This is a genomic window from Acidiluteibacter sp. (genome assembly GCF_055129545.1).
This window is the reverse complement of the sequence record NZ_JBSRUB010000036.1, coordinates 54474-68478: the sequence shown is the minus strand read 5'-3', so window position 1 is coordinate 68478 and position 14005 is coordinate 54474. Positions and strand designations below refer to the sequence as shown.

General features: G+C 37.9%; 11 protein-coding genes. 6 read left to right on the top strand and 5 right to left on the bottom strand.

Translation table 11 applies throughout. The annotated features are described in order from the left end of the window. Positions 1-187: 187 nt before the first annotated feature. From ACTB0X_RS17570 to pdxR, 5 genes are all read right to left on the bottom strand, one after another. Positions 188-649, bottom strand: a complete 462-nt coding sequence (locus tag ACTB0X_RS17570; RefSeq protein WP_463026364.1) for a hypothetical protein — start codon at positions 647-649, stop codon at positions 188-190. Between the two features lie 766 nt (positions 650-1415). After that, positions 1416-2366 (bottom strand): LamG-like jellyroll fold domain-containing protein, encoded by a 951-nt coding sequence (locus tag ACTB0X_RS17565; protein ID WP_463026363.1) that lies wholly within the window; start codon positions 2364-2366, stop codon positions 1416-1418. A 96-nt stretch (positions 2367-2462) separates the two neighbouring features. Continuing rightward, complete coding sequence (locus tag ACTB0X_RS17560; RefSeq protein ID WP_463026362.1) at positions 2463-3917, bottom strand: SLC13 family permease; 1455 nt, start codon at positions 3915-3917, stop codon at positions 2463-2465. Positions 3918-3932: 15 nt separating this feature from the next. Further along, on the bottom strand, positions 3933-4865 hold the full coding sequence (locus tag ACTB0X_RS17555) for a hypothetical protein (RefSeq protein WP_463026361.1): 933 nt from the start codon (positions 4863-4865) through the stop codon (positions 3933-3935). Positions 4866-4952: 87 nt separating this feature from the next. After that, entirely contained in the window at positions 4953-6434 is a 1482-nt protein-coding gene (pdxR, locus tag ACTB0X_RS17550; protein ID WP_463026360.1) for a MocR-like pyridoxine biosynthesis transcription factor PdxR, read from the bottom strand. Between the two features lie 89 nt (positions 6435-6523). Between pdxR and ACTB0X_RS17545 the strand changes: the two genes are divergently transcribed. The 6 genes from ACTB0X_RS17545 to ACTB0X_RS17520 all read left to right on the top strand — a co-directional run bounded on the left by ACTB0X_RS17545 (position 6524) and on the right by ACTB0X_RS17520 (position 13991). Further along, positions 6524-7612 (top strand): lamin tail domain-containing protein, encoded by a 1089-nt coding sequence (locus tag ACTB0X_RS17545; RefSeq protein ID WP_463026359.1) that lies wholly within the window; start codon positions 6524-6526, stop codon positions 7610-7612. A 64-nt stretch (positions 7613-7676) separates the two neighbouring features. After that, positions 7677-8609, top strand: coding sequence for a lamin tail domain-containing protein (locus tag ACTB0X_RS17540; RefSeq protein ID WP_463026358.1), 933 nt, complete (start codon positions 7677-7679; stop codon positions 8607-8609). 14 nt (positions 8610-8623) lie between these two features. Further along, positions 8624-9979, top strand: coding sequence for a C4-dicarboxylate transporter DcuC (dcuC, locus tag ACTB0X_RS17535; RefSeq protein WP_463026357.1), 1356 nt, complete (start codon positions 8624-8626; stop codon positions 9977-9979). Between the two features lies 1 nt (position 9980). Further along, positions 9981-11117, top strand: a complete 1137-nt coding sequence (gene iadA / locus ACTB0X_RS17530) for a beta-aspartyl-peptidase (RefSeq protein WP_463026356.1) — start codon at positions 9981-9983, stop codon at positions 11115-11117. Then, positions 11117-12448, top strand: a complete 1332-nt coding sequence (locus ACTB0X_RS17525) for a porin (RefSeq protein WP_463026355.1) — start codon at positions 11117-11119, stop codon at positions 12446-12448. The genes iadA and ACTB0X_RS17525 overlap by 1 nt, the downstream gene beginning before the upstream one ends. Before the next feature lies 1 nt (position 12449). After that, entirely contained in the window at positions 12450-13991 is a 1542-nt protein-coding gene (locus ACTB0X_RS17520) for a M14 family metallopeptidase (protein WP_463026354.1), read from the top strand. Positions 13992-14005 lie beyond the last annotated feature (14 nt).

Below are 14005 nucleotides of genomic sequence, written 5' to 3'. Positions count from 1 at the left end.
CAACGTTGGCATATGAAACGTAAGGATTTTGGAACACAAAACTCTCATAATTGCACGTAGCCAAACTTGCGATTAGACACAAATTTAAACTTTTTAATCAACTCGTCAAATTGCAAATTTGGCGGGCTTTATTAAACGCATAAATATTCCGTAAACCACTGTCGCCCTTATGTTTTATTATGCATTGTTACCTTTCGTTTTTAATCTCATCTAAATTTATCAATTCGACAATAAGGTCTTTGGGAAATGCTCCTGATTTATTATAAGTCAAAATAATCTCATTATCTTCCTTAACCGCAATATCTGAAGGTCTGAAACCTAAGATTTCATTAACATCAAATGTTTCTATTCCATATTTTTCAAACAATTGACTATCAATCTTTGCGATAATTCTATTTCGTTGACCATAAAACTCTGCTCTTTCAAAAAACGGAGTAGTTGATATGCCACGAGTTGGCAAACCATCTTGTTTCCATTGATGCTGTCTCACTTTATTATCAACACTACCAAATTTAAAGGGGAAAGTGGTATCTATTCCAAATCTTGGTTCTGAGGTAAATTCTTCATTTGAAAATTCCTTTGGAATCAAGGTATAGTCGGATTCAATTTCAAGCTTTCTAAGCGCCCTATATAAAAATCTATGTTTCATAATTATACAGTAAAAAATAATATTTAACAATTAATTCTCGAATAAATAACAATTAGTCATTTATACTCAGTTGTTTATATCTTATTCAAATCTATCATAATTTTAATTCATTTTCGCAATCCATTTTACATTTGCAAAAAATTAATAAAAACTGGAGATATAGATAACTTCCGTTCCAATTTGGTTCTGAAGTTGCGATGTGGGAAATGAAAGGTAACATCCGAATAAAGCGAATGGTACGTTTATTCACCTTATGTCAGAATGTACTTTATATATATTAATTACAATTTATTAAGCTAAAAATTAATCAGAAAAACGGTTATTAGTCGTTTCAGCCAATAGTCTGACAAGTAATGTCGTTTCCTCCACGGCAGTAAACGTATTAGTCGTTTCCGCCACGGCGGACAAGTCGTTGTCATTTAAAAACGGATAATTCATTTTATTTAAATTTTACAACCAAATTTTTCAAACTCGAAGATAAGTGAAAAAAAGAACTAATTCCACAATCAGGTTCAATAAAATTAACAGATTTGATTGAAAATCAAATAGAACTAGTAAAATCTTAAAGTTATTGCTTTCCTAAAATGCTGGAAATGGGATTGCATCGAAATCCCAAATCAACGGCAAACAGAGAAAGACGATTAGCCTAAAAATCACAATTGAAATTTGACTTTAGACCTAATTTTATTAGCCAGAAAGTGAAGTAGTTTAAGCGCTATTCTGAATTCGTTAGAAAAATACGAATAGAATCTGATCTACAATACGCTTACTTTTTAATAACTTTTTGAGTACGAACCTTTCCATCTAGTACCATTCTAACGAAATAGATTCCCGGTTCACCCGGAAGATTGATTTGAGAGAATTGATCATTTTGCTGCGTCGTGTTTAGGATGGATTGACCTAAAATATCGGTGACCTCTATTTCAATTTTGGAGTACTTCTTTTTAAAATCAATTGTGATTTGCTCTTTTGTTGGGTTGGGATAGATTGAAACTGGTAAATCTAATGTTTCATTGATTTCTCCGATTGAAACCAATTTGTGTTTATTGTATAAAGAGTCAATCTCTATTTGGGTTAACAATCTATTGTAAATTCGAAGTTCATCCAATGCTCCTTTAAAAACATATTGACCCTGATTAGATTTTCCGATGTAAAGTTTATTGTTGGTTGTTCCACTTCCTACCGATAAATTATCAGGTACAGTTCCTTCTAGGATGGCATCAACATAAAGCAAAGTAACTGTTCCATTATTTTGCATTACAATGTGGTGCCATTGATTATCATTTATAGGGTTTACACTTTTTGCTGCACCAGAAGACGACGCATCAAAAAATCCCATAAACTTTCCAGTGTTTCCTTCTATGTATGCTCCAAATCCCATGCCTGCACCTTGTAAACAAATTTGGAAAATGGATGTACTATTGACGGTTTTAACCCATAGTGAAACAGCGGATTGAGTATAAGAAGAATTATTGAATGAGGTGATGGATGTTATGGTTGAAAATCCATCCAAAAAAAGAGAGTAATTATTACTATCTCTTAAATTATAAATAGGATTTCCGTTTAAATTGGTAAGGTGCTCATTGTTTCCACTGACATCCAATAGATTGTTTTCAAAATTAAAGTGGGCTTTTAAACCATTGGATAAATTTTGACTAAACGAATGGAACGAAATAAAGGCCAATAGAAATGCTGGAATGGTAATTTTTAGGTTCATAGTTTTTAAATCATAGTTGATAAGGAAGTTGGTTGCAAATATAGAGTTTTGATCGTCAACCTTTCTTTTTTTTAATGAACTAACAGTTAGTTCCTCCTAAAATGCTGGAAACGGAGTTACATCGAAATCCCAAATCAACGGCAAACAGAAATAGACGATTAGCGTTAAAATCACAATTGAAATGAGGTTTAACCAGATTCCTGTTTTAATCATGTCGTTCATTTTTACATATCCAGTTCCAAAAACTAATGCATTGGGTGGTGTGGCTACTGGCAGCATAAAAGCGCATGAAGCGGCTACGGTAGCTGCTACCAAAAGCAAAAATGGGTGAATGTCCAATACTAGTGCTAAAGCGGCCAATATGGGCAATAGAATCGCTGTAGTTGCCAAGTTGGAGGTAATCTCGGTTAAGAAATTGACTGCAGCTACAATAATCAACAACAGTAAAAAGATGGAAAGCCCTTGCAAACTGGTCAGTTGGCTGCCAATCCATTCAGCCAAGCCACTGCTTTCAAAACCTATGGCCAGGGCAATTCCACCGCCAAACAACAATAAAACGCCCCAAGGCAATTCTACCGCATCTTTCCAGGTCATCAGTTTTTCTCCTTTCTTGCTCGAAGGAATCAAGAATAAAATCACTGCAGCGATTAATGCAATGATCGTATCGTCCATGGCGGGCATGATTTTGTTCAATAAAAATCCTCTGCAAATCCATGCCATAGCGGTCAGTAGGAACACGACTAAAATTGATTTCTCTTCCCTCCCCACCGGGCCTAATTCTTTCAGCTGTTGGTCGATTAATGCTTTACCACCAGGAAATTGTTTGCCTTTTAAGTTGAAAGCAAATTTCCCCAAGTAAACCCAGCAAACGGCCAATAAGATAATCGAAATGGGCAATCCAAAAGAAAACCATTGCAAAAAGGAAATTTCAATGCCATACAATTCAGTAATAACTCCTGCAAAAATTAAGTTGGGAGGTGTGCCAATCAATGTGGCCATTCCACCAATAGAGGCACTATAGGCAATGGACAACATCAATGCTTTTCCAAAATTGCTGCTAAGTTCTGAGGACTCGCTGTTTCGCATTTGAGCAATGACTGCCATTCCAATAGGCAACATCATTACCGTAGTGGCCGTATTGGAAATCCACATAGAAAGTAGGGCGGTACTGAGCATAAAACCCAACATAATATTGACCAAACTAGTTCCTACTATTTGGATGATGTGCAAAGCAATGCGTTTGTGGAGTTGCCATTTTTCGATGGCGATGGCCAAAATGAAACCGCCTACGAATAAGAAAATGAATTTATGACCGTAAGCTGAACCCGTTTCTGTAAGCCCTAAAGCGCCAGAGAGTGGAAATAAGATAATCGGGAGTAATGCTGTCACTTCAATCGGAATGGCTTCCGTTATCCACCAAAGGGCCACCCAAACGGTCGTGGCTAATACTGCAGTGGCTTGAGGTGATAATCCATCTGCTTGAAAGAAAAATTGAATCAATATAAACAGAAGTGGGCCTAATATTAATCCTAAGTTCTTCTTGGTCATCATATTCTGCTATTAATCTTATTTACTAAAAATGCGGTCAAAGGCAAAAGTTGAAGTAGCTGCAAATTCATGAGCTACATTCGGAATGGATTGATATTGCCAATTGAATGGGGTATTTTGTCCGGTTGCGATGGCATTACTTTGATTGTAAAAATACTTTGCTCGTGCCAATCGATTGGTTCCTTGAGCATCGGCTTCTGCATTTCTCCGCAAGCCTCCTTCATTTGGATTGTTATCGTTTTCTCCAATCATTACGGTTATGTTTCTTCCAAATGCGTTTTCAATTGCCGAAGCACTCACAGGGCTTTCTTTGATTCCGTATGGAAAGTCCACTTGGCTGTCAGGCATGGTGAACCATCCAGAAGAGGAGGAAACCAATTTATCAAAACGAGCATTGGGTTTAAAAAACGCAAAACGGTGGGCAAATTGGCCCCCTGCTGAAAAGCCAAACACATCATAAGCAGCAGATTTATTTCCGCTCAACTTTTTAATGTAATCAAACAAAGGTTCGATCAGTGAAAATGCCCATTGGTCTTCTGGATTTAATGTGCTCAGTGAAGGATGATCTCCGTCAATGAAGACATTCCCTAAATTATAACCATCTCCTCCTGGGAAATTTATTTCTGAGAAGTCTGGCACAACAACGATGGTATTGTATTGGTTGGCTTTGTCTATGAGTGTATTTCTATTCTCTAATGCATCTCTACTTGCTCCATGAAAAACAATTAGGATTTTCGATTGTGCGGTAGTATTGGCAGGAATGTGATAATACACATTGGTGGGTTTGTCGCTCATCGGTGCAAAATCAGTGTATACAAAAGAGCCCGTTCCCTTCAAAGTGCCCACGATATCGGATGTTTCCGATGGGATAACTTCGTTTTTATCACAAGCATTGAACAGCAAAATGGTCAGCACTGCAATTAAAAAACGGAAGGATTTATTTTGTTTCATAGTGTTTTAACAAGACCTTAAAATTATTTTAAAATTAAATAATATCGAACATACCAAAAGTATACTATTTAACATACCAATTAAGTATTAGGGATGTTGCCTGTAAATTTCAGCCATTTGCATAAGCCTTCTTTGGATCAATGTTTCTCTAACAGAGGAATAACCCAAGATAAAACCAGCTTCTTTTTGGTGGCCCACAAAGCACTTGCTATACGCATGAACTATAATGTTCTTTTTGGCGAACTCCTTAATAATAGACTCGTTTTCTTTCCCTTTTTTAAATACGGCCAATAAGTGTAAACTATTGCTCGACTTATTCACCAATGTCATGGAGTCGGAGAACTGTTCTTCAAATAAGTTGACAAAGAGTTGCTTCCGAAGTTGAGCGGTTTTAATCAAGTTCTTTATATGGCTATATAATAATTTGTTTTCTATAAACTGATTCAAAACCACCTGAATAGAAGGAGGGACAAAGCGGTGTGAATGCTTGAGTAGCGCCTCAACTGGATCGATTAACGGAAACGGCAAAACCATGTACCCAATACGAATGGAGGGATGCAGCAATCGATTGAAAGTTCCCATGTAAATGGTTCGTCCTTCTCGGTCTAGGCTAAATAGAGAAGGTAAAGCATCTTTGTAATTACTGATTTCATGTTCGAAGTCATTTTCAATGAGGTATGAATTGTTTTCACTTGCCCATTCCAATAATTCTGATCGTCGTTTTAAACTCATTCTGATTCCGGTGGGGTAGTGACCGGAAGGAGTAGTATGAATGATTTTAGCGGTGGAAGATTGAATCTTGTCCACTTTGATTCCTTCTTCATCTATTGTGATTCCTTCAATTTTTGCTCTGAGACTTTTAAAAATAGAATGAACATTTGGGAAAGTAGGATTTTCCATCACTACTGTATCTTTGGGATTGAGCACCACACTACCTGCCAAATACAAAGATTGTAGAGAGCCTGAGACAATAATGATTTGGCGACTGTCGCATTTTAACCCTCTGCTTAAGTTGAGGTAATTGGCAATGTTCTTTTTTAGCTGCTCATTTCCCGATGAAGGAGAATAGGTCAAGGCCGAGGATTTAATGTGTCGCCAATAAAGGTTGGAGAGGTTTTTCCATTGATTGACAGGGAAAATATCCAATGGCGGCACACCTGGTCGAAAAGCCACACTTTGGTCGTCTGTGCTGTTGATTAAACCAACGTTTTCTAAAAAGGACTTACCTAAATCAGAGAGTTCTGGGTAAGTGATGTTTGGATCTATTGAACCTTCCGTTGTTGCAGGTGTTTGCAAGGGTTTGATGTAGTATCCAGATCCCAATCTAGATTCAATGTAACCTTCCAATACTAATAAGTCATAGGCTTTTAGAATGGTGCTTCTAGAAACTCCAATCGATTTTACCATTGCTCTGCTAGGCGGTAAATTGGCACCTTGTGGAATTTCTGTTTCTATGATGGAATGCTTAATCGCTTCGTACAATAAGAAGTAGAGTCGGTTCTCATTTCTGTTCTTTTGTTGTAGCTTTTGGATGTATCGTTTATAGATGCGATTGATAATGGTTTCCAAATTGGTATTTTAATATATTAATAATTGGTATGCTAAAAGTACCCCTTTTACTGATTACTTTGGGAGTACAATAAATAAAACATTCAATTATGAAAAAATTATACACACTTTCAATTCTTATCCTAAGTTCAACCCTAATGTTTGGACAAATCCTTTTCAATGAGGTTTGTTACGATCCTTCCAATAACAACTTGGATGGTGACACCAATGGTGATGGGGTCTACGATCAAGGAGAAGACGAGTTTATAGAAATTTACAACAACAGCAATACCAATTTCGACATTAGTAATTACGAGCTGTTTGACGATACCGCTGCAACGGTTCCAGAGTATATATTCCCAGCAGGAACATTAATTCCTCCAGGAGGAGTTTTGGTGCTTTTCGGAGGAGGAACTCCAGTTGGAAACTTCGGTGGAGCAATTGTTTTGGTAGACACCAATGGGATCAGTTTAAATAACTCAGGCGAAGTGATTGCGTTGAAAGATGCCAATGGAGTAACTGTATTAACTTTTGATTCAGATACATTGTCTAACAATCCAAATGAGTCTTACACTTTATATCCTGATGTTACAGGAATATTAACGCAGCATGGAGATAGCACCGCTATATTGTTCTCTCCAGGTACTCGAGTAGATGGTACTCCATTTGACACGAATATTGTGGTAACTTCATTAATGGTGCAAGGAATGGCAGGTGTTGATAGCATCAATACCTTAGCAGGAACTTTACAGATGATGGCAACAGCATTGCCAACTTCTGCAGCAGACACTACAGTAACTTGGTCGCTTTCTACGGGAAGTACTTTCGCTACGATAAGTGCAACAGGATTATTAACTGCAGTAGCAGACGGCGATGTGACGGTAATAGCGACTTCAAACGATCCATTAGGAACTTCGGATTCTACTGTCATTTCAATCACCAATCAATCAACTAGAATCAATGAATTTGCGAATGATTTTGAGTTCAGTATTTATCCAAATCCAGCAACTGATCAGTTAAACATCAACTTGAAAGAAAGAGCAACTCAAATTGACGTGTATACCTTGAGCGGTCAATTGGTGAAGTCAGTTCAACCAAAAACGAATACCATCAATATTCAAGAGGTAGAATCTGGAGTATATTTAGTGAGAGTGATGGTGGGTTCAAAAGTGAGCACAAGTCGTTTAATCAAAAAGTAAGATTTTAAAAAATAGTAAAACTAGGGTTGTAACGCCCTAGTTTTTTTTATCTAAAATAGAATGTATGAAAAATAAATTTTCGTTTGGTTTCTTAGCAGCTGGACTTTTGCTAGGATTAAATGCTTGTGAAACGGATGATGTCAATCCAACACCATTGGTTTCTATTTCCACCAATCAAATTAATATTTCGGAAGATAACGGGATCACTACTGTGATTGCAACCTTAAGGAATACGGCAACAACTAACGTAGTTGTGGATTTGTTTGCAGCTGGTTCTGCTACCAATACGGTAGATTATATTTTGAGTGCATCGAGCATTACTATTCCAAGTGGAAGCTTATCTGCAAGCATTTCTTTGACTGCTATACAGGATACATTGAAAGAAGGGCTAGAAACCATTGACCTTAGTATTTTGTCTGTGACAGGTGCTGAAGTAGGTGCAACCTCTGCTGTATCTATTACCATAGAAGACGATGATGTAGCTCCAACTGCTCGATTGATTATTAACGAGATTTTATACGATCCTTCAAATTCTGGTTTAGATGGAGACGCAAATGGAGATGGTGTTTACAATCAGGATGACGATTCCTTTATTGAGTTGATTAATTTGAGTACAAATCCATTTGATTTGGTCGGTTATGAAATTTGGGACGATACCACTTCTGGTACCAATCAATATACTTTCCCTGCTAATTCAGTAATTCCTGCAGGTAAAGCGCTAGTAATTTTTGGTGGAGGTAATCCTACAGGAAGCTTTGGCGCAGCAGTGGTGCTAAATGCAAACTCAGGATTTAATTTTAACAATTCAGGTGAGGTTATTGGCATAAAAGATCCTAACGGAGATTGGGTGATTACATTTAATTCAGATGAGTTATCTAATGATCCAAATGAATCCTATACTCGAAATCCTGATATTACAGGTGAGTTTGAGCAGCATGGCGATAATACTCCATTGTTGTTTTCACCAGGAACTAAAATAGACGGCAGCTCATTTTAATAACTATGACATTGATGGGACCCATATTATCCTTAGTTTTTATAGTCATTGTGGCTAGTCTTCTGTTAAAGAAGTATTACCCACATGCAGTCTTGTTAATAGCAGGATTGTTGATGTTAATTGCAGCAGAAGCATTGAACTTTAAACTGCCAGTGCTCGACGAAGTTACTGGTTGGTCAGGGTTTGATTTATTCCGCTTAATGGAAGAATCATTTGCAAAAACCAATGCAGGAGTCGGTCTAATGATCATGGCCATTGGTGGGTTTGTAGCGTATATCGACAAGATTGGAGCTTCTGATGCATTGGTGAATCTAGCGATGAAACCATTGTCTTTATTGAAAAAATATCCACATGTAACGACTGTAGCAGTGTTGCCAATCGGGCAATTGCTTTTCGTTTGCATCCCTTCTGCAGCAGGAATGAGTTTGTTATTGATGGCTTCCATCTTCCCAATTTTAATCAAATTAGGAGTCAGTCGTTTGTCGGCTGTTTCAGTAATCACAGCCTGTACTGCTTTCGGAATTGGTCCAGCTTCTGCTATTACAGCAAGCGCTACACAAATCGAACAAGAGGACTCCATCACTTACTTTTTAAAAGAACAAATCCCAGTCGTGATTCCATTGTGCTTGGTGCTGATGGTGACGTATTATTTCGTCAATCGTTATTACGATAAGAAGTTAGATGACAAAACATTCATAGCTGTTGATGAGGATGAATCAGCAACCAAAGCACCTGCTTTTTATGCCATTATCCCGTTAATGCCGTTGATATTATTGATTGTGTTTTCAGAAATTTTTCAATTTTTTGCCGTTCCCATTGTCTTAAATACCACCACAGCTATGCTCATCAGTTTGTTTGTGGCCGTTTTTTTTGAGTTAATTCGGACTCGAAACATCAAAGAGGTGTTGAAGTCCTTAAGTGTGTTTTGGAATGGGATGGGAAATATTTTTAAAACAGTAGTGACCTTGATTATCGCTGCTGATATATTCGCCAAAGGATTAATTGCTTTAGGTTTTATTGACGGATTGATTGCCTCTTCCCAAAGTATTGGACTAGGAGCTACAGGAGTGACTATCGTTATGGTAGTCATGATTTTCTTGGCGTCCATGCTTATGGGAAGCGGAAATGCAGCATTTTTTGCTTTTGCGCCACTGGTTCCTAAAATCGCCTTGAAGTTTGGAATTAAAACCACCACAATGATTTTACCCATGAATTTAGCGGCGTCAATGGGTCGAACTGTTTCACCAGTTGCAGGAGTCATTATTGCTACCTCTGAAATAGCCGGAGTGAGCACCATGGATATCGTAAAACGAAACTTTATCCCTTTAATAGTCGCATTAGTATTTCTTTTAATTTATCACCTTATTTAATATGCTTTTAATTCAAAACGCACACATATACAGTCCAGAAGATTTAGGAGTGAATGACATTCTAGTTGGTGGAGGTAAAATTCTATCCATTGGAAAAGGTTTGACCTGTAATGCCCCTAATTTAGAGACATGGGATGCACAAGGTAAAATTCTATTGCCGGGATTCATCGATCAGCATTTGCATGTGATTGGAGCAGGAGGGAAACATGGCTTTTCTTCGATGACACCAGAAATTAAAATGACTGAGTTGGTTTCTACAGGAACGACTACAGTAGTTGGTTTGCTGGGAACTGATGGGTCAACAAGAAGCATCAAAACCTTGTATGCGAAAGTGAAGTCTTTAGATACAGAAGGTGTAACGGCTTATATGTATACGGGCTACTATGGATTGGAACCCACTCACATTTTAGAGAATGTACAAGATGAAATGATATTTATCGATAAGGTATTGGGTTGTAAAATAGCCATAACTGATATCCGATCTTCTTATCCGACTGACTTGGAATTACTGCGCTTGTTGCGACAAGTTAGAGTGGGTGGTATGGTCGGAGAGAAGAAGGGAATTCTCCACCTACATTTGGGCAATTTACCTGAAAAAATGGACATCCTTTTCCGTTTGGTAGAAGAGCATCATTTTCCAATCGCCAATATTTCTCCAACACATGTAGGAAGAACCAAGGAATTGTTTGATGAAGCCATTCGATTTGCCAAGATGGGTGGAATGATTGACATTACTACTGGTGCCTCAAAGTATACAGAACCTTATCAATCGGTGAGCTATGCATTGGAGCAAGGCGTTTCTATTGAGAACATGACCTTCAGTAGCGATGGAAATGCAGGATTAGAAAAGTTGGATGAAAACGGAAAGATGATCGGATTTAGACGAGCACCCATTGATCAAAATTTTGCACAAGTCGTGCAATTGGTGCAAAAGAATAAGGTGTCCATTTCAGACGCTTTTAAAATCATTACTTCTAATCCGGCTAAGAATTTAGGATTGAAGAATAAGGGCCACATCAAAGTAGGTTACGATGCAGATTTCTGTGGGTTAACGGAAGATTTAACCTTAACTGATGTTTTCGCGAAAGGAAAACACATGCTTTCCAATTCCAATTTACTTGTAAAAGATAACTTCTGATGAATAAAACCAACAACTTGAGTATTGGTCAGCATTTGGCAATGGGTCTGCTGCTTTTTCTGTGCAGTAGCCTTGTTGGTCATGCTCAAAACGGACCAAAGCTGAACGAATATACCTTTGGAGAAGGATTGACTTTTTCAAATAAGGACGAATATTCCATCAATTTAAGGGGATACATTCAGCCAATGATGGAAGTGTTGAACTACAATGGCAATGATGAGAAGGATAACCTGACTCGTTTTCGAATGCGAAGAGCTCGATTGAGATTGACAGGAGACATCAAGAAATATAAGTTAGACTATCGGTTTCAATTTGATTTAAGCGGAAGTTCAGAAGTGGGAGATGATCAAGCCAGTTTGCTATTGGATGCTTGGATCAGATATGGGTTAACCAAACAAATCAGCATCTCCTTCGGTCAAAAAACCACACCGACAGATAATTTGGAATTATCAATGGGTTCACAAACCTTGCAATTGGTTGAAAGAAGCAGATTGACTTCTGCTTTCAGTAGTATTAGAGAGTTCGGAATATTTATCGATGGTTCTTTTAAAACAGGTGGAAGTTCTTATTTGCGCCCTTCTATTGCCATAACCAATGGTGATGGACTAAATGTTTATGGGGTTGATCATGGTGGTTTTAAATACGGCGCTAGAGTCGATTTCTTACCATTTGGATTGTTCACTAGGTATGGTCAATACCGTCAAGCAGACATGGCACGTGAGAATATTCCGAAGTTGTTGATCGGAGCTACCTACAGTTACAACGATGGGATGAGCAGTAGAAGAGGCCGAAACAGTGGAGCCATTTTATATTTGAACAATGACGGTGAAGAAACACTGCCAGATTACACCAAGTATGGAATTGATTTCTTATTCAAGTACAGGGGGTTTTCTATGATTGGAGAATTTGTAGGCACTGAATCTTATGTGCCGAAATCAATCACACAGCGAGTGAGAACGGATGGAAGTATAGCTACTACTTTTGATGTAGACGGAACGGAAGATGTGAAGAATTACGTGAGGGGTAGAATGATGTTGGGGAAAGGATACAACCTTCAGATGGGATACCTTTTCAAGAGTTTATGGTCCATCGATGCACGATACACCCATTTGGAAGCCGATGACAATTCTTTCTTGAATAACGGTACATTTTACAATCGACCAAATCACTATACAATAGGGGCAACAAAATATTTGGACAGAAGTTACGGTGTTAAAATACAAGGAGACATTACTTATACTGATTTGGCAGCAGGTTCAAATGACATTTATGGAAACCCGATTAGTGGAAATGAGTGGTCTGTTCGATTAATGACATCAATCGCATTTTAAGATGAGGAATCTACTAACTATCGTTTTGATCATTTGTGTGATGGCTTGCAAAGCCCAACCCATTCCACAAACCAAAAAGATTACCGAAAAATACTATCCCGACCCAGAGTTGACAATTAACACGCCTGCTTTTCAAAAGAAAAAGGGATTTACTTCTCACGAAGAATTGATTGCATTTTTGGAAAAACAGACTGCTGAGCATCCTGAAATAATCACTTTGAGCTATTTAGGAGAAAGCCAGAAAGGAAAGAAAGTACCGATGGTGGTGCTAGATAATAAGACGAGTAAGGAACCCAAAGTGAAAGTTTGGATTCAAGGCGGTTTGCACGGCAATGAAATGGGCAGCTCTGAAAGTGTATTGTATCTTATTGAGCAAATACTCAACAATCAAGAATACGCTTATTTATTAAACCGAATCGTTTTGGGGATTGTCCCGATGGCCAATATTGATGGCTATGAAAAAGAAGATCGGTATGCTGCCAATGGATTGGATTTGAATCGAGATCAAACCAAATTGAATGTGCAAGAAAGTGTATTCCTCAAACAAGCTTTTAGCGATTTTAAAGCTGAGGTAGCGTTAGATTTTCACGAGTACAAACCGTATCGGAAAGATTTTTCTTCTTTTAGTACGTTCGGAATAGCAGGATATTATGACGTTATGTTTTTGTATTCAGGCAATTTAAATGTTCCAGAAAGCCTTCGAAAATACACCAAAACTCGTTTTGTTTCTCAGGCACAAACAGCATTAGATGCGGCAGGTTTAAGCCACCACGATTACATTTCGACAACAAAGCATTTGGGTTCGATCCATTTTAATCAAGGATCTGAGAATTCGAGGTCAAGTGCTACTTCATACGCTTTAACCAATTGTATTTCTAGTTTAATTGAGGTTCGCGGTATAGATTTAGGGCGAACCTCTTTTAAACGGAGAATCAACACAGCGTTTATTATTGCTATTTCTTATATCAAAACAGCGTATGAAAATGGCGCTGAGGTGAAAGCTGAAATACAAAAAGCAGAAGCCGCCAAAGGAGAAGCAGTGCTGAAAACCAAAAAACAAGTGTCGGAACAGTCCATTCAAGTCATTGATTTAGATAAATCAGAATTAATGAACTTGGAAGTAACCATTCGAGATGCCTTGCAATTGACGCCTATTAATACCCGAGCAAGAGCAGCAGCCTATTTGATTTTGCCAGAGCAATCAGCGGTTATTGAAAAATTAAAAATCTTAGGACTAGAGATACAAGTATTGGAAAAGGCGACCGAAGTGGAAGTAGAGCAATACCGGATTGAAACCTATGAGCAAGAAGCGGAGAAATATGAAGGTGTCAACCGACAGACCGTGACGGTGAAATTAGAATTGATTAAAAAGACTTTTCCAATGGGTACGGCCGTCGTTTATATGAATCAATCGAATGCCAATTTGGCGATGGAAGTATTGGAACCAGAAGTGCAAAATAGCTTTGTGACTTTTGAAGTAATTGAGACCAAAGAGGGCGACACATTGCCCATTTATAGATATTTAAAGACAGAAGTTCTGTAACACTAAAATGATCA

What these genes read in the sequence shown, in the direction of transcription:
- ACTB0X_RS17565 (WP_463026363.1), bottom strand. Translation starts at nt 2,366, where the DNA reads ATGAACCTAAAAATTACCATTCCAGCATTTCTATTGGCCTTTATTTCG.
- ACTB0X_RS17525 (WP_463026355.1), top strand. Translation starts at nt 11,117, where the DNA reads ATGAATAAAACCAACAACTTGAGTATTGGTCAGCATTTGGCAATGGGT.
- ACTB0X_RS17540 (WP_463026358.1), top strand. Translation starts at nt 7,677, where the DNA reads ATGAAAAATAAATTTTCGTTTGGTTTCTTAGCAGCTGGACTTTTGCTA.
- ACTB0X_RS17520 (WP_463026354.1), top strand. Translation starts at nt 12,450, where the DNA reads ATGAGGAATCTACTAACTATCGTTTTGATCATTTGTGTGATGGCTTGC.
- dcuC (WP_463026357.1), top strand. Translation starts at nt 8,624, where the DNA reads ATGGGACCCATATTATCCTTAGTTTTTATAGTCATTGTGGCTAGTCTT.
- ACTB0X_RS17555 (WP_463026361.1), bottom strand. Translation starts at nt 4,865, where the DNA reads ATGAAACAAAATAAATCCTTCCGTTTTTTAATTGCAGTGCTGACCATT.
- ACTB0X_RS17545 (WP_463026359.1), top strand. Translation starts at nt 6,524, where the DNA reads ATGAAAAAATTATACACACTTTCAATTCTTATCCTAAGTTCAACCCTA.
- iadA (WP_463026356.1), top strand. Translation starts at nt 9,981, where the DNA reads ATGCTTTTAATTCAAAACGCACACATATACAGTCCAGAAGATTTAGGA.
- ACTB0X_RS17570 (WP_463026364.1), bottom strand. Translation starts at nt 649, where the DNA reads ATGAAACATAGATTTTTATATAGGGCGCTTAGAAAGCTTGAAATTGAA.
- ACTB0X_RS17560 (WP_463026362.1), bottom strand. Translation starts at nt 3,917, where the DNA reads ATGATGACCAAGAAGAACTTAGGATTAATATTAGGCCCACTTCTGTTT.